General features: G+C 38.3%; 19 protein-coding genes. 6 read left to right on the forward strand and 13 right to left on the reverse strand.

Going from position 1 to position 16,773, the window contains the following annotated elements:
* Positions 1-2 precede the first annotated feature (2 nt).
* From AQF98_RS21475 to AQF98_RS21490, 4 genes are read left to right on the forward strand one after another with little or no spacing between them, the layout of a single operon-like run.
* Positions 3-1,433, forward strand: coding sequence for an anion permease (locus tag AQF98_RS21475; protein ID WP_055134030.1), 1,431 nt, complete (start codon positions 3-5; stop codon positions 1,431-1,433).
* Positions 1,406-2,095 carry a succinate dehydrogenase cytochrome b subunit gene (locus AQF98_RS21480; RefSeq protein ID WP_235524283.1) on the forward strand — a complete coding sequence of 230 codons (690 nt, stop codon included), beginning with the start codon at positions 1,406-1,408 and terminating at the stop codon, positions 2,093-2,095. Before AQF98_RS21475 ends, AQF98_RS21480 begins: the two co-directional genes overlap by 28 nt.
* Before the next feature lies 1 nt (position 2,096).
* The gene (locus AQF98_RS21485) at positions 2,097-4,013 is read left to right on the forward strand and encodes a fumarate reductase/succinate dehydrogenase flavoprotein subunit (RefSeq protein ID WP_055134031.1); all 1,917 of its coding nucleotides are present in this window, start codon (positions 2,097-2,099) and stop codon (positions 4,011-4,013) included.
* A gap of 6 nt (positions 4,014-4,019) precedes the next feature.
* Positions 4,020-4,769, forward strand: coding sequence for a succinate dehydrogenase/fumarate reductase iron-sulfur subunit (locus AQF98_RS21490; protein WP_055134032.1), 750 nt, complete (start codon positions 4,020-4,022; stop codon positions 4,767-4,769).
* Here AQF98_RS21490 and AQF98_RS21495 read toward each other — a convergent pair.
* From AQF98_RS21495 to AQF98_RS21545, 11 genes are all read right to left on the reverse strand, one after another.
* A complete protein-coding gene (locus AQF98_RS21495) occupies positions 4,766-5,380 on the reverse strand; it encodes a hypothetical protein (protein WP_055134033.1) in 615 nt (204 codons plus the stop codon). The two genes, AQF98_RS21490 and AQF98_RS21495, sit on opposite strands and share 4 nt — an antisense overlap.
* Before the next feature lies 1 nt (position 5,381).
* On the reverse strand, positions 5,382-6,035 hold the full coding sequence (locus AQF98_RS21500) for a hypothetical protein (protein WP_055134034.1): 654 nt from the start codon (positions 6,033-6,035) through the stop codon (positions 5,382-5,384).
* 14 nt (positions 6,036-6,049) lie between these two features.
* Entirely contained in the window at positions 6,050-7,861 is a 1,812-nt protein-coding gene (locus AQF98_RS21505) for a biosynthetic peptidoglycan transglycosylase (RefSeq protein ID WP_152969784.1), read from the reverse strand.
* A 31-nt stretch (positions 7,862-7,892) separates the two neighbouring features.
* Entirely contained in the window at positions 7,893-8,408 is a 516-nt protein-coding gene (locus AQF98_RS21510; RefSeq protein WP_055134036.1) for a hypothetical protein, read from the reverse strand.
* 1 nt (position 8,409) lies between these two features.
* Positions 8,410-9,003 carry a M15 family metallopeptidase gene (locus tag AQF98_RS21515; protein WP_055134037.1) on the reverse strand — a complete coding sequence of 198 codons (594 nt, stop codon included), beginning with the start codon at positions 9,001-9,003 and terminating at the stop codon, positions 8,410-8,412.
* An 83-nt stretch (positions 9,004-9,086) separates the two neighbouring features.
* Positions 9,087-9,317 carry a TIGR04149 family rSAM-modified RiPP gene (locus AQF98_RS21520; RefSeq protein ID WP_055134038.1) on the reverse strand — a complete coding sequence of 77 codons (231 nt, stop codon included), beginning with the start codon at positions 9,315-9,317 and terminating at the stop codon, positions 9,087-9,089.
* A 174-nt stretch (positions 9,318-9,491) separates the two neighbouring features.
* Positions 9,492-9,716: a TIGR04149 family rSAM-modified RiPP gene (locus AQF98_RS21525; RefSeq protein WP_055134039.1), complete on the reverse strand. Its 225-nt coding sequence runs from the start codon at positions 9,714-9,716 to the stop codon at positions 9,492-9,494.
* A gap of 160 nt (positions 9,717-9,876) precedes the next feature.
* Entirely contained in the window at positions 9,877-10,104 is a 228-nt protein-coding gene (locus AQF98_RS21530; protein ID WP_055134040.1) for a TIGR04149 family rSAM-modified RiPP, read from the reverse strand.
* A 145-nt stretch (positions 10,105-10,249) separates the two neighbouring features.
* Positions 10,250-10,474 (reverse strand): TIGR04149 family rSAM-modified RiPP, encoded by a 225-nt coding sequence (locus tag AQF98_RS21535; protein ID WP_055134041.1) that lies wholly within the window; start codon positions 10,472-10,474, stop codon positions 10,250-10,252.
* Between the two features lie 175 nt (positions 10,475-10,649).
* On the reverse strand, positions 10,650-10,874 hold the full coding sequence (locus AQF98_RS21540; RefSeq protein ID WP_055134042.1) for a hypothetical protein: 225 nt from the start codon (positions 10,872-10,874) through the stop codon (positions 10,650-10,652).
* Positions 10,875-10,998: 124 nt separating this feature from the next.
* On the reverse strand, positions 10,999-12,618 hold the full coding sequence (locus AQF98_RS21545) for a vitamin K epoxide reductase family protein (RefSeq protein ID WP_055134043.1): 1,620 nt from the start codon (positions 12,616-12,618) through the stop codon (positions 10,999-11,001).
* Positions 12,619-12,947: 329 nt separating this feature from the next.
* On the opposite strand from AQF98_RS21545, the gene AQF98_RS21550 reads away from it, so the two are divergent.
* Both AQF98_RS21550 and AQF98_RS21555 read left to right on the forward strand, forming a co-directional pair.
* Positions 12,948-13,754: a helix-turn-helix domain-containing protein gene (locus AQF98_RS21550; protein WP_055134044.1), complete on the forward strand. Its 807-nt coding sequence runs from the start codon at positions 12,948-12,950 to the stop codon at positions 13,752-13,754.
* Positions 13,755-13,827: 73 nt separating this feature from the next.
* Positions 13,828-15,231 carry a S41 family peptidase gene (locus AQF98_RS21555; protein WP_082435232.1) on the forward strand — a complete coding sequence of 468 codons (1,404 nt, stop codon included), beginning with the start codon at positions 13,828-13,830 and terminating at the stop codon, positions 15,229-15,231.
* 56 nt (positions 15,232-15,287) lie between these two features.
* On the opposite strand, the gene AQF98_RS21560 is transcribed toward AQF98_RS21555, so the two are convergent.
* Positions 15,288-16,154 (reverse strand): DMT family transporter, encoded by an 867-nt coding sequence (locus AQF98_RS21560; RefSeq protein ID WP_055134046.1) that lies wholly within the window; start codon positions 16,152-16,154, stop codon positions 15,288-15,290.
* Positions 16,155-16,156: 2 nt separating this feature from the next.
* Complete coding sequence (locus AQF98_RS21565) at positions 16,157-16,684, reverse strand: GNAT family N-acetyltransferase (RefSeq protein ID WP_055134047.1); 528 nt, start codon at positions 16,682-16,684, stop codon at positions 16,157-16,159.
* Between the last annotated feature and the right edge of the window lie 89 nt (positions 16,685-16,773).

Raw genomic sequence — 16,773 nt, forward strand, 5'->3', positions numbered from 1 at the left:
TCATGAAAGAAATTAAGCTCAAAGCACTCCTCGCTACCACAATTATTGGTCTCATTATCTGGTTTATCCCTGTTCCAGAGGGCGTAAAACCAAATGCCTGGCATTTATTGGCCATTTTTGTGGCAACAATTATTGGCATCATTGTAAAGGCTGCCCCAATGGGTTCAATGGCCATGATCGGCATTACACTCTGTGCCGCTACACAAGTATTGGCACCCGGCGATCCGGCACAATCCATTAAAAATGCATTGAGCGGTTTTGGAAATTCTACCATTTGGTTAATTGGATTGGCCTTTTTTATTGCCCGTGGCTTTATCAAAACAGGTTTGGGTACCAGATTGGCCTATAGCTTTATCCGTATTTTTGGTAAAAGCTCTTTAGGTTTGGCCTATGGCCTCAATACCGCCGACCTCATTTTAGCACCGGCTATACCTAGTAATACCGCAAGAGCAGGAGGGGTAATCTTTCCGATCATGAAATCTGTGGCCGTAAATATGGGTTCATCGCCCGAACAGCCAGAAACACACCGTAAAATTGGCGCTTTTCTTACGCTGAGCAGTTACAATGCAAATATGATTACCTCTGTAATGTTCCTTACAGCAACAGCGAGTAATCCGATGGCACAGAAATTTGCCAAAGATTTGGGGATCCATATTACCTGGGGCAGTTGGTTCATGGCAGCAGCCATACCGGGTTTGGCCTGTTTTCTGTTGGCGCCTATTTTTCTATATAAATTCTATGCACCAGAATTGAAAAGAACACCCGATGCCCCCAAATTGGCTGCAGAGAAACTGAAAGAAATGGGACCAATTACCAGACAAGAGTGGTTAATGGTAGCCACCTTTATCATTTTATTGGTGTTATGGATTTTTGGAAATCTATTTGCCATGGATGCCACTACAGCAGCCTTAATAGGACTTTCTATCTTATTGCTTTGTGGTGTTTTAACTTGGGACGATGTTAAATCAGAAAAGGGTGCATGGGATACCATTGTATGGTTTTCTTCATTGGTAATGATGGGGTCGTACCTTAATTCATTAGGTTTTATTGGCTGGTTTGGCCAATTGATAGGCAAGGAGATGGCTGGGTTAAGCTGGCAATTGGCTTTCCCAATCATTATATTGGTATATTCTTATTGTCACTACTTGTTTGCGAGTGCTACCGCACAAGCTGCGGCCATGTACTCGGTATTTTTGGCCGTTGGTATTGCTGTTGGCGTTCCGGGTACCATGCTGGCTATTTTCTTAGGTGCCTGCGCTACTTTAATGGGTTCATTGACACATTATGGCCATGGCCCCGCACCGATATTTTTTGGGAGTACCTATGTAGATATGAAAGATTGGTGGAAACAAGGCTTTTTCATTAGCGTCTTGTTCTTGCTGATCTGGTTTGTAATTGGTGGTTTATGGTGGAAAGTAATTGGTTTATGGTAAAAACGAACGGAACCACACAGCTTTATAAGTTATGGATGGCCTTAACCGGACTTTTTCTGTGCTTTTTTTTGGTGATCCACCTCTTAGGTAACCTTCAACTTTTTTTGCCAGCAGCACAAGCGAGAGAGCAATTCAACTGGTATTCGCAGCTATTGTCTAACAATATTTTGATCAAGCTCATTTCTTATGTGCTTTATATTTCTATCATCGCCCATGTTTGTTACGCCATTGTATTGACATTGAAAAAGAAAAAGGCAAATGGACAAACTTATGCTTATGATCGAAGAGGCGAGGTAAGCCCTTGGTATAGTCGAAACATGGGTATTTTGGGCACGTTTATTCTCCTTTTCTTGATCATCCACCTCAAAGATTTTTGGTACCAGTATAAGTTTACCACATTACCTGTAGATAGTAAGGGTCAGAAAGACTTGTATGCCATTGTACTCCAGGCTTACCAAGAGCTTTGGTATGTTGTGGTTTACGAGCTGGGGATTTTAGCATTGGGTTTTCATTTATTACATGGTTTCTTTAGTGCAGCCAGAACCCTTGGGCTCTATCATCCCAAATATGTGAAACTAATGAAAGTTGTAGGATGGATCTATACTTTAGTGATTACATTAGGTTTTATGGCCATGCCAATTTATGTTTATTTAAATAGTTGAGATGAATAGTTTAGATGCGAAAATCCCAGAAGGACCACTTGAGGATAAATGGTCGAATTTTAAAAAGCATGCCAAATTGGTAAATCCTGCTAACAGAAAGAAACTGGAAATTATTGTGGTGGGTACGGGTTTAGCAGGTGCATCTTGTGCGGCTGCACTGGCAGAGCAAGGTTATCAGGTTAAATCATTTTGTTTTCAAGATACACCCCGAAGAGCACATTCAGTTGCTGCCCAAGGTGGGGTAAATGCTGCAAAAAATTATAAAAATGATGGCGATAGTGTATATAGAATGTTCTATGATACCATTAAAGGTGGCGATTTCCGTTCAAGAGAAGCCAATGTTTATCGCTTGGCAGAATGTTCTGCTGCACTAATTGACCAAGCTATTGCCCAAGGTGTGCCTTTTGCTCGAGAATATGGAGGCTATTTGAATAACCGATCGTTTGGTGGGGTACAGGTTTCGAGAACATTTTATGCAAGGGGCCAAACCGGACAACAATTGTTATTGGGTGCCTATCAAGCGCTTATGCGACAAGAAAATTTGGGTAAGGTAACCACTTATTCCAGACATGAAATGTTAGAGCTGGTGGTAGTTGATGGTAAAGCAAAGGGCATTATTTCTAGAGACCTAGTGAGTGGTAAAATTGAACGTCATGCAGCTGCGGCAGTGGTTTTGGCAACAGGTGGTTATGGTAAAATCTACTACCTTTCTACCTTGGCCATGGGCTGTAATGGCTCTGCAATTTGGAGGGCACATAAAAAAGGTGCACTGATGTCGGGTGTGAGTTGGATCCAATTTCATCCCACCTGTTTGCCCCAATCGGGCGAGAACCAATCTAAACTTACACTCATGTCTGAGTCGTTGCGTAATGACGGAAGGATTTGGGTGCCGCTTAAAGCAGGTGATGAAAGAGAGCCAAACCTAATTCCAGAAGCTGAAAGAGATTATTACCTCGAACGTCGCTATCCTGCATTTGGTAATCTTTCGCCAAGAGATATTTCTTCGCGAGCAGCAAAAGAACGGATAGATGCTGGTTTTGGAGTTGGTCCAATGAAAAATGCAGTTTATTTAGATTTTTCTAAAGCTTTAGCTGAGCAGGGAAAAGATAAAATCAAAGAAAAATATGGCAATCTCTTTGCCATGTACGAGAAGATCAACGGTATTGATGCCTATCAACATCCAATGCTCATTTCGCCAGCGGCCCATTTTACCATGGGCGGTTTATGGATTGACTATCAGATGATGACCACCATACCTGGTCTTTTTGCATTGGGTGAAGCCAATTTTTCTGATCATGGAGCCAATAGATTAGGTGCAAATTCCTTACTCCAAGCTTGTGTAGATGGTTATTTTATTGCACCCTATACCATACCAAATTATTTGGCAGATGAACTGAGTGTGGCAAGTATAAAAATTGAGCATCCTGCATTTGAGGAAGCCGAAAATAGGGTAAAAGAACAGTTGGAAAAATTGATGAGCAGTAAAGGCAAGTTGTCGGTTGATTATTTTCATAAAACCTTGGGTAAGTTGCTGTATGATAAATGTGGCTTATCCAGAAATCGTGAAGGTTTGTTAGCCGCTATTGAAGACATTAAAAAGCTAAGAAACCAATTCTATACCGATTTAAAGCTAACTGGCGATGAGCAGCTCAACAGTGAGTTGGAGAAAGCCGGAAGGGTAGCAGATTACCTTGAATTGGGCGAACTGATGTGCCACGATGCCCTGCAAAGAGAAGAATCATGTGGTGCACATTTTAGGGAGGAATTTCAGACTGCTGATGGCGAGGCGCTACGTAACGACCAAGATTATGCCTTTGTTTCTGGTTGGGAATGGAAAGGAAGCGACCAAGCACATGTGCTACACAAAGAACCGCTGGTATTTGAAAATGTAAAATTAACCGTTAGAAGTTATAAATAAGGGGCTATGAAACTGAACTTAAAAGTATGGCGACAAGAAAATAGCGCTCAAAAAGGCAAGCTTGTTGATTATGAACTTGATGGGGTAACCACACACATGTCTTTTCTCGAAATGATGGACATGCTCAATGAAAGATTGATACAGCTTGGAGAACGGGTAATTGAATTTGACCACGATTGTAGGGAAGGGATCTGTGGCCAATGTGGCTTAATGATCAATGGTCGTGCACATGGGCCATTGGCAAATACCACTACTTGCCAGCTTCACATGCGCAGTTTTAAAGATGGTGATACCATTTATGTAGAACCTTTTAGAGCAAAAGCTTTTCCTATTTTAAGAGACTTGAAGATTGATCGGAGCAGTTTTGATCGGATTATCAGTTCTGGTGGTTTCATTTCTGCTTCTACCGGCTCGGCTCCAGAAGCCAATGCTATCCCGATAGGGCACCAACAAGCTGAGGATGCTTTTGATGTAGCGGCCTGTATTGGTTGTGGTGCTTGTGTAGCTACGTGTAAAAACTCAAGTGCAGCGCTTTTTACAGCAGCAAAAATAGTGCATCTGGCTTTGCTTCCACAAGGGAAATTAGAAGAAGAAACCAGAGTGAACGCTATGGTAGGGCAGATGAATGCCGAAGATTTTGGCCATTGTTCCAATACTGAAGCTTGCGAAGTAGAATGTCCACAGCATATCTCGGTACTATCTATTGCCAGAATGAATTACGAATGGCAAAAATCAGCTTTGCTTAGAAAGGATTAAGGCTGCTTCTTTTTTTGTAGTTTAAGTCTATTTTGCTCTAAATAAATGCTCATTTGCATTAATCGCTCCATGCGTAGGTGTATATTTTGGTGGTTAACATTTGGTGTTGTATTGACCATTGGATAAATGAGCATTTTATTGCTGGTGATGTTCTCTAAACATTCGGAAATGGTATGGTAAGCAGAGAAATCTTCGTTAATGATCAAATCAAAACAGGACTCATAGATCACTAAAAATTCGAAACCATAAAGTGAATCTGTCCAAAATAAATTTGGCGAAAGTGGGATCAAAGTAGCATCGCCTGAAGAGGTATTGCTGACCAAAATTTTTAAGTTAGAATCAAGTGCATCGCTAATCACTTCCAATAGTAAATCGGTATGGCTGATGTTTTTTAAACTCTCTATATTTTTGCCCAAAATAAAGAGTGCTGCCTTCGATTGTTTGGCAAGTTTAACCACATTAACAAGCTGCATCCAAACCAACTCTGCTGTTGATTCTTTTGCGGCAGTTGGAAGAAGCTTGACGTTGAACAAACGATCTATGGTTTCATTATTTGTAATTCCTGAAAAATCACTTTGACCTTCCAAGAGATAGGTTAATATTTTTTCCATCTCAATAATTTACAAGGTCAAAATATTGGGATATTTTATAGAGTCGATCCAATTTCTGATTACAGGTTTCGAAGTAACTTTCCACTTGCATATCGTTATTTTCTGTGGTCGCATCAGAATAGCCATAAGAACGTTGAGTAGATATGGTTGGGTAACAGCAATAGATATGGTCGCTCAAATAGGCCAACTCAAGGTCAAATGGTTTCTGCCCAAGTGTAAATGGTAAAATCTGAGCATAAAATTTTTTGAAAACCACTGTAAATTGAAGTCCGGTAAAACCTCCAACCCATACCAGATTTGGGTTAAAGAACAATGCATCGTGTACATTGCTCATTCCACCTAACAGGGCATCAAATTCTAACTCTTGCCCAAGTTTAATCTGTGCATTCAATAAATGTTTGTTGTAGTTTGAAGTAAATACATGGTCATCCTCACAAATAATCACATAGTCGAGCTCTTTTTCAACAGCAAGCTCCACAATTTTTTGGAAAGACTGAAACAATCCTAATGCTCCCCTTTGCCGTTCTACAGCCTTAAAAATTGTAATTTCGAATTCTTGATGAGCAGAGAACTCTTTTTCGATGTTGAGCTTTCTATCTGTCCTTTTTTCGAGGTTGATGATATAGGTTTGGTGTTTAGGATTGTCTATTCTCATTTACTTTTAAGCGATTAATGAACAAGTGTAAACAAACGGGCTAAATGAGCAGTGTTTAAGTTGTTCAGCTCCAATTCTCCAATTTGGTAAAACTCAATTTTGTTGCCCATAGCAAGCAATTGATCTTTGGTGATCATCCGATTGGCTACTAACATGCCCAGCTTGTTTTCGATATGTTTGGAAAGGTTATGGTTCAATTGTTCGCTTTTTGCAATCAACGCCTCTAAAAAGAAACGAGGACGTGGGATAATGTAACTGATTGCCAAACACTCTAATACATTTAACTCGTCAACAGTTTTATTGTAATAAAACTTTGCAGCTTCGTTTATGCCATATATTTCGGGGCCCAACTCAATCACCTGAAGATAGATTTCCAAAATCCTTTCTTTTCTGATCTTGAAATAATTCTCCATCAGCAAGGTCAAAATCAATTCTTCCAATTTTCTGGTTATGGATTTTTCTTCGCCCAAACATAAATTTTTAATCAACTGCATGCTCAGTGTACTCGCCCCTTTAAAAAATTGTTTTTGAGCAAGGTTATTGGCTATGGCAACACCAATAAAATAGCTGTCTATTCCGTTATGCTTGTAAAAATTTGGGTCTTCAGAAAGTTGGATAATTTTGGACAGTAAATGTTGATTTTCGGTATCTCCAGTGGATTTTGAAATGTGAAGTACACGGTGATTCTCTCGATTGATGGTGCTTTTAAAACTGAAATCATTTTCAAGGTAAAGGAGGTCTATTCCAGGGTTTATAATTTTAAGCTCTTCTGTATTGTAATCTAAATCAAATTTATAGTGTAGCGGATCTGACCATAAAAAACCAAGAGAAAACCCAACACAAATTTCGCCTTCGCTGCTAAAGTCTTTTAATGGATTGGTCTGTAAATTGGGGATCAGCGCAATCAAATGTTCAACTTTTGAGGTGAGATAGAGCATCATCGAACACAAGTCTTCCTCATATTGATAACGACCCTTCATTTCTAAGAGAACCTGATTAAATTGGACGGTTGAATCAGGATTTAGTTCTATTCTATCGTCAAATTGGTCAATAATGAATAAAACATTGAGGTCTTTTAAAGCTAAGGGCTGATTGGATACTTTTTTACTGTTCAAAATTACGCTCTTGGCATAGGTGCCAATGGTCAATTGCTGTTGTATACCGATGGCTATTTTTCCTCTTAAATGAGCAGTCTGTAAGCTGTCTGAACTGTTAAGAAGGAGGTTGGTTACCGCATACAAGATTTTATGCCGATTGAATCGAATCAAAACACGGTATTTGGATTGGAGGCTTGCAAAATTATTTAACTCAAATACAATTTTCTGTTTTTCAAAAATGAGCTGTTCCACCACTACTATTGGTCGAGTACGGTCTTGATCAAAAAACTGAAGTTGAGCTGTCTTGATGGTACTATATCTACATATTTTGGGATATTTTCTTGCAAACAAGTTGGTTATTCTCGCTAATACATTTTGAAGTAGTGGAGTGTTTGTCTTTTCGGTTTTTGTATGATCTGTATTTGTTGAAGTTTGGTTTGCAGGTTGATGATAGCAATTTAAATTGCCAATACGCAACACAAGAAATTGTGGTCGTATAGATAAACCAAGCCTAACAGAATCAATTTCTAAATATAAAGTAGCTTTAGTTAAAGTAAGTTGTTTGAAATAGATGCCTTTAATAGAAAACCCTATGGTTGAAATGCTAACCATACAACCTGTTTTCTTTTTAATCAACCTGCAAAAATAGGAGAGAATCTGTTTTTTTAAGGCATAGCTGATCATTAAGACTATACAAATGAATAACAAAAAGAAAAGCAAAAATTTCACAGGAATAGGGGTTAAGATAAACTCAAAATGATCATTTATTTTCTTTGATAATCAATGCACCAAACCTGCCAAAGTCATCAATCGTTTCTGGTAAAAACACCAGCCGTTCCTTTTTCAATTTACTTTCTACATAATATCGATAAGGAAGGATATGGAAATCATCTAGGTAGATATATTTGGCATCTAAAGCCATTACTTTTGGGAAATTGAAAATGCGATCTTCCAGGTTTCCGTAATCGTAAAATACAAAGTCAAATTTTTGTTGCTCCAATTTATCAATTCCATCTAAAATAGTAATGTCCTTGTTAAGGAGCTCTTTAACCATGGCGGTGGTTTTATTACCCCATGCAATGTCTGTATCTATAGAAGTTACATTTTGAAACTTTTCTGTGAACATTACCGTACTGATACCGCTTCCAAGGTCTAAAATGTGTTCTAGTTCAAAACTGTTAATGAGTCTGATGCAGTATTGTAAAGCGGGCAAACTTGCGGCCATTGCTTTCTGGTTTTGATCAAAATGTTTAAAATATGCTTCGTAGATCTCCATGTTATGAACGGTGTTCGATAAGGTTATGATTGGTTTGCAATAGCGGTAAATATTTCTCTTTCATCAGTTGTTCAATATCTTTCAAGGTATATATAGCTAATGGCGAAGCGTAAAAGTTAGCCTGTAAATGTCCGCTGTCTTTGAAATCTTTCCATTCATGCCCCGAACAAATACCTAGTTTTTTTGCTTCTTTGGCCAATATTTCATAGCCATTAATACCATTATATAAGTTTTCATTGTCCCAGCATATTTTCGAATCAAGTATCCAAGCACAATCTACAGCCAAACCATATTGGTGCCATGATAGGCCCGGAAGTGCATCTGTTACATAAGGCCCCTGCTGTTCGCCAACAATAAATAAACAATACGCCAAAAAATCTGCCTGTTCGTTTTGGAACATTTTTATTTTTTCGGCTATATCTTCATTAGACCTAGATCTTCGCCAATAAACAGCTTGTGTAAAGGTATTCCTATTCCCATTTCGCAGTGCGAAGGTTACACCTAAACGTTCACAGTTGTTTAAGATGATGGCCATCTTCTCGGCAAATTCAGGTTCCAGTTCGCTTAAAATTTGCTGGTTCTTGTCTAAAAGCATAAATTTTATTGGCTTTTCATTTGAACAGATATTGAGGTATGAATCGGCAAATCAATTGATTTGCCGATTGTTGTAACTGAGGGTTATCCTATTAATGAACAACCAGCACCCCAATGTGGGCAATTATTCTCTGTTTCAGCCAACATGTCGTCTATTTCTCCTGGCGAACAGGTAGTTACACCCCATGCACCTTGGCCTGGACAGAAGCAAGACCACTCCTGACAGCCGCTACCATCTCCACCAATAATCTTCTTTAGTTCACTTTTGGTCAACACCTCGTCCATAGACAAGTTTTTGAGATTGATTTTTTTCATTTTGTTTAGGTTTTAAAGAATCAAAATGTTCATCACTCTGGAACATTATCAGAGCGCCTTTTACGGGCGGTTTTCTGTGGTTATAATAGTTCAAGTTGAGTTGTAATCGATGTGGATTTTAATCGATAGATCGGCAAATCAATTGATCTTCAGATTGTTGGGGCTGGTTGATAGTTACATCATAGAACAACCACCGCCCCATGGGCAGCTCGATTCCATGGCAGAAAACATTGCCTCTACTTCCCATGCGTCGCAGGTAGAAGCCCACCATGTGCCTTGGCCTGGGCAATAGCAAAGCCAGCTCTGACAGCCACTACCATCTCCACCAACAATTTTCTTCAGTTCATTTTTGGTCAATACCTCGTCCATAGACAAGTTTTTGAGATTGATTTTTTTCATTTTGTTTAGGTTTTAAAGATCAAAATGTTCACTCACTCTGGAACATCATCAGAGGATTTTTTACAGCCAGAGTGGTTCAAACTAGCTCATTATTGATTTAAATTGTAAAGAATAGATCGGCAAATCAATTGATTTGCCGACCATTTTAATCGATTGCTAATTAATATGTTGTACAGAAGCCACCACCACTTGAGCAATTATCTTCTAGCACAATATACATGGCGTCTACTTCTACTGAAGAGCAGGTAAATGCGTCCCAAAAGCCTACGCCTGGGCAGTAACAAACCCATACCTGACAGCCACTACCATTGCCACCAATAATTTTCTTGAGTTCATTTTTGCTCAACACCTCATCGCTAGACAAGTTTTTGAAATTGATTTTTTTCATTTTGTTTAGGTTTTAATGATCAAAATGTTTCATCACCATAGCCTATCATCAGCATGCCTTTTAGGAGCAACTTTCTGTCGTTGGCAAAAGTAGTTTCAGCTATTGTTGGTGATTTTTATCTCTTAATTGTTGTAATTGAAAACGATTAGATCAATCCACAACCACCGCCCCATGGACAATTCTCTTGCATGGTAGCATGCAGATAATCTGCTTCTGCAAAAGAACAGGTATACGTAGTCCATGAACCTTGACCTGGGCAGTAACAATACCAGTTTTGACAGCCGCTACCGTTTCCGCCAACAATTTTCTTTAGTTCGCTTTTGTCCAATACCTCATCCATAGGTAAGTTTTTCAGATTGATTTTTTTCATTTTATTTAGGTTTTAAAGGTCATGATGTTCATCACTCTGGAACATCATCAGAGTGCCTTTTTTGGCAATTTTCTGTAGTAAGGACGAGTTCAACACTGTTAGTGTTTGATCGCTTCATTGATTTGAATAGATCGGCAAATCAATTGATTTGCCGATTGTTGTAATCTGTTGATTGTTACATCATTGAACAACCACCACCCCAAGAGCAAGTTGCGTCTATGTTATCCCACATCGTATTGATTTCTCCTTGGTCGTAGGTAGTTACACCCCATGTACCTTGGCCAGGGCAGTAACAAAGCCAGTCTTGACCACCGCTACCACCTCCTCCAACAATTTTCTTGAGGTCATTTTTGGTCAATACCTCATCCATAGGTAAGTTTTTTAGATTGATTTTTTTCATTTTGTTAGGTATTAATGATAAAAATGTTCAATCACTCCGGAACATTATCAGAGAGCCTTTTACAGGGAACTTTCTGTTGCAAGAGCAGTTCGCGAAACCACTCGTGCCTTCTCTACGTAGTTTCTTAAAATAAGTACTTGAAATCGGTAAAACTATATTCTTCTGGTAATGGATATCCATTCACAAAAAAGGTTGGTGTGCGATTGATGTTCATTTGATTGCACCATTCGCCCATCATTCGGGCCTTCGGCAAATAATTAGTGAGCTCCCTTACTAAGGGATATTTAAGGGTTAATTCTTTATAGTCTTTTGTTGCCGAACCAAACCATTCTTCAAGCGCTTCGTGAAATACTTTTGTGCCATATTGCTCCTCAATGCCCAGAAAATAAAAGACAAGGTGTGTATTTCTATCGTTGGGTTGCCCATTGGGATTAAAGATGATCCGCAACTTGATGCGATTCTCGGTGTCCATTAGTTTGGTGAGCTCTTGATGTGCTAGGGCACAAGGCCCGCAATAGAGATTACAAACCTTGATGATTTCGATGTCTGCATCGGGGTTGCCAACCAAAATTCCTAAATTGTTAACCGCTAACCTAGGTTGTTGTTGCAATAATGTTTTAAAAACCAGTTCATCGTAACGTAGTTTTTTCCATTTCTTTTCGGCCAAACTTCCCTTTTTTGCTTTTTTTAAATTGCTAACCATGTAGCTACTCAGAAATACAATTAATGTACCCAGTAATACAATGGTGCCTACAACTTCCCAATCAAGCGTATTTGCAAAATTGTAGGAAAGCAAAAGCCCAAGCAAAAAATTAGTAGCTAGTGTAAATTGAGTGACTAAACAAAGCCTACACCATTTTTTTACCACTTTTAACTGGTAATAAATGGAGTAAAAGATATAAGGAAATACGGCAAGTGATGCTACTGCACACAGCATGGTACTGAGCTGATTAAAGAGTAGCAAATGCGCAACAAACAGTGTGAAAAAATAAGAAAATCCCCAAATAGACCAACTTACACCAATAAATTTGGCTCCATTAGAAGAGAGTACCGCATCACAATCTGTCGTTTTTTCGCTTTCGCCACCACAAAGCTTTTTAAAAAAAGGATTATGCGAATCAACCTCTTGCCCTATTAGCAATGCTGCAACTAATAAGCCAAAGTAAAAAGTGAAGAGATAAATCGTTTTTTGTATGACATTTTCTTCAGCATAATCGTTTCTGAAGACCAAATTATAAATTATGATAGCCAGTGTGATTATAAATGGAGATAAAATGGTAAGCCTGTTTTGAATTTCTTTTTTCTTGTTCAGCTTATATTCCTGTTCATCCTTTTTTTCCTCATCGTCCATTAAGAGGATAAACTTTTCATCAATTTTTTCAAATTCGGCTAGCTTTAACGCAACAATTCGATTTTCATATGGCTCCAAAAACTCCACAATGTCGTTTTCTACTTTGGTTACGATGCTAAAGTTGTTTTCAGACCAATTGTTCTTTTTGATTAAACAGATAAATGGAGTTTGAAAATCTTCATACGCATGATTTCCTTTCCGCATTACCGTACTTTGGATACCATAGGTGAATAAGATATCTTTTATGGTTGCAAAAGAGGGTGTGTCTAAATGCGACTGGATGGATTCTTTAAGTTGATAGTCTGTATACTGTAATCCAAATGAATTTAGGGTAAAACTTAATACATTATGAATTTTATCGTGTTCATACGTATCCAATAGTTTAAATTTCATTTGCGCTATTTTTTAGAGGTAAATGTCAGTTATTCAGTTGTATGTCCCTTATCTTACATCAACCTAAAAACTCAGTATCTTAAATCTAAAGATATAATTTAACTTTAGGTTGAAACTTTTTCGTTACACGAATCATCAGCCCAAAAGACTTCAACTGGTAGCAAGACAACTCTTGTAGATTAAAGTTAGTGAGGGCTTTCAATCCCTTAAAATGATCAAAAATATTAGTTTTGAACCCTGTTGTTTTTAAAAACACCTCGATATCTTTTTATGATGTAGGTTGCTAATCTTATATTTGCAACGTTGCAAAAAGAGGTAAATGTGGAAAGATGAAAATGGAATTTTATAGACCGATAAATGAGGTCTTGCAAAGATACATAGAAGGTTATTATTTTATTTCTCCCGAAGAGAATCCTGAACGTTTGCATTATTGGACATTTCCGAATAACTTCTTTATCGTATCGGTGAGCCAAAATATAGAGTTAGCGTTGCAACCTAACAAAATCATCATCAAAACTTCCGAGCAAGAGAATATCAAGGCCAACTTTGTATCAAGGTACATTTCGCCTATAGAGGTGATCATTGATGGAAGTATTAAAGAGATTACGATCTATTTTAAGCCTTTGGCCATCAATTATTTTTTAGCCAATGCCCACGATCTTTTTAAACAAGAAAATGGTTTGGATTTTAATCCTTTTGCAGATTTTATCTCAACCATGAAAGCGATACTAGACCAAAGCGATAGAAACCTCCAACAAGAGTTGCTCGAAACTTATTGGCTCTCGAAATTGAATGTCAAAGAACCGGGGTTGATGGAACGCATGATCACGGATATCGAATCGGGGCTGAAGATTAGCGAAATTGCGCTGAACTACAATTTTTCGAGACAATACCTCAACAGGCTCTTTACCAAAAATATCGGTAAATCGCCTTCCGAATTTTATAGAATCCATCGGTTCAGAAAGGCGATTGCGAAACAGAAAGCCATGAGAAGCCTTACTGATCTATCTTACGAAAGTCTTTTTTATGATCAATCTCATTTGATCAAGGATTTTAAGCAGCTGACCAATGTCAATCCTTTTACTTTTTTTAAACAAGTAGATACCAACAGCGATAATCTCTGGTTATTTATTTAACAGTTTACATTTTTACAATTTTAGCAGTAAGGATGGGGCTATGTTTGCAGCTCAATAAAAATAACGATTTGATATGAAGAGATTATTCATCAGCCTTGCCCTTTTAATGTGTACTTTTTTCGGGTATGCGCAATCCTCAGACTGTAACTGCACCCTAGTATTGGAAAAACTGATGCAAAAGGTAGAAACTGAATATCCGGGTTTCTCCGTAAAAACCAAAGAAAGATCGCTCTACGAAGAATTTCAACAAAATTTGATCAAAGAAGCCCAAAAAGCAGATCGGTTAGCCTGCGAAAAAGTACTTAAAAAATATACCGATTTCTTTAAAGATCCTCATTTGTGGGTTGGTGCTAACGGTTCTGCTTTTGCCTCAACTAGCGGTGGTGTTGTAGAAACCATTAAATTTGATAGTTGCGATTTCCAAAAGCAAGTTCAAACTACCAAAGATGCATTAGAAGGGGTGTGGACAACAGAAGGTTATAAAATTGGTGTTAAAAAGATCAATGAGAACGAATATGTTGGTTTTATTATCGAAGCCAAATCAACCAGCTGGAAAGCAGGAGACATTAAGTTTAGATTGTTTAAAAATGGATCATTTGATTATGCATTACTTGACAGATCGAAAAGAAGTGGACAGTACAGCATGTATCAAGAGGGGATCTTGTTTCTGGATGCGGTAGGTATGGCGCTGCTTAAAGAAATTCCATTGTCGCCTGTAAGTGCAAGCCAAAGAGAACAGAAACTAAAGGAGTTGACTGGTTTTTATTTCAAAAAAATATCTGCTCAAACATCTATTCTCAAATTGCCAAGTTTTGAATACCAACATTTGAAAGAAATTAATACCCTCATTGCACAGCATAGCAAGGCAATTGGAGAGAGTGAGAATCTGATCATTGATGTTCGCGGTAATCCAGGAGGTACAACAGATGCTTATCAGAAATTGTTGCCCTACATTTTTGGTAAAACGATCCGCCATACAGCAGCAGAATTTTTAGCTACACAAACTTATATCGACAATTTGGAAGCTTACAAAAAGACATTGGATAAAAGTGCCTCCACAACTGGAATAGACAAACAAATCAATCAGCTCAAAGCAAATCTGGGTCAGTTTATCAATTTTAGTGGTTCAAATGAACCTGTTTATATCGAAGAAGTAAAAGTGGCGAAGAAAAGTCCTCGTCAGGTTGTAATCCTTGCCGATAAAGGAACTGGGAGTTCGGCAGAGTACTTTTTATTTATTGCCAAACAGAGCAAAAAGGTAAAATTATTAGGTAAACCGAGTTATGGCGCATTAGATTATGGCAATGCTTATTTAAACGATTTTGGCTGTCCTGGTTATCAAGTATTCATGCCTACCTATAGGGCGATGCGTTTGCCAGATTATCCCATTGACTATATCGGTGTACAACCAGATGTTTATCTAGACAGTAGTGTAAAAGATTGGGTAGAATTTGCCTTACACTATCTAGAAAACTGAGAACGATAGTATAAAAAAGCAGTGCTGTTGTTCAACACTGCTTTTTTGTGATTGCACTAAATTGCTGCCTTTTTTATTTTAACTTCCGAGATCAACATGCCCACCAAAATGAGGGCGCCACCCAACAATAAACGCCATGAAAGGGTCTCATTTAATAAAAAATAAGCCGCAATAGCACCAAAAACTGGCTCAAAGAGATAGATAATGGATACCCTTTCGGCCGAAAGGTATTTTTGAGCAATATTAGAAACACTATACATATAAGCTGTAGAAAACAGGGAGCAGAAACCAACACCCCACCAAAATGTAGCATTGTTAGGTACCCATACCGTGCTACTGTCGCTCAGTGCCCATATCAAAGTGAGGAGCGTACAGGCCCCAAACATGGGTACGATGGTACTCGCAATATTTAAATTTCGCGAATGTTTTTCAACTCTGATCAGGTAAAATGCAAAACCAAAAGCACCTGCTATGGTGTACACATCGCCTATGTTGACCGAAAAATCTCCCTTAATGGAGATGATAAATAACCCAATTAAAGCAAATGTGGCCGCCACCCAGATTTTAATCGGAGCCAAATATCGATAAAGACCAATCTTTAAAAGAGGGATAATGATAACAGTTAAACCTGCCACAAAGGCACATTGAGAAGCATTACTGTATTTGATGCCCAAGGTTTGCAGATAAATGCCTAGCGCAAGTGGAATGGCCAGCTCGAACCCTACCTTGGCTGTACTCCAGTTGATCTGTTTCAAATGCTTCGAAAATACCAATGATAAAACAAGGGTAGCACATAAAAACCTGTAAAATAAAAAACTGGCAGACGAACCTCCACTAATGGCCATTTTAGTTACAGAGAAGGAAATGCCCCAGAAAGCAGTACCTAATATCAATAATAAAAGAATACTATATTTTTTGTCCATGTTTAAATGCTTTGCAAGGTTTTTCTCATCATCAGATCGGTCTGTTCATCGTCGCCCAAGTAGAAAGCATGTTTGTCGAATGTGACAAAACCATTCTTCTGATAAAAATGAATTGCCCGTTGGTTGTTTTCCCATACGCCCAACCATACGGTATGGAAGCCTGCATCTTGAGCCATACCTATTGCATGATCAAATAAAGATTGACCAACTTTTTTACCCAAAAATGCCTGTTGTACATAAATGCGTTCAATTTCTAACGAATCGTTTCCTTTGAGCTCGGTCTGTGCCTGTCCGGTATTGATTTTTAGATAACCAATAACCTCATTGTTCCATACAGCAAAGAAAAACTTGGATTCAGGATTTTCAACCTCCTCAGTCAATTGCGCTAGCGCAAAGCTTTCGGCTAGGTACTGTTTCATGTTTTCTTCGGTATTGGTATCGGCAAAGGTTTCTAAAAATGTTTGGCGACTAATTTTTTGCAATTCAGGAATATCGTTTTTCGAAACACTGGTAATCTGTAGGGTATTCATATTTGTGCGTAGTATAAGCTCTTTTAATATTTCTGCGCAAATTTATCATTTCATTCAATGCATAAAAATGCTATTTTATGATTAATTAA

Origin of the sequence: Pedobacter sp. Hv1, from assembly GCF_001412215.1 — a bacterium.
Lineage (GTDB): Bacteria > Bacteroidota > Bacteroidia > Sphingobacteriales > Sphingobacteriaceae > Pedobacter.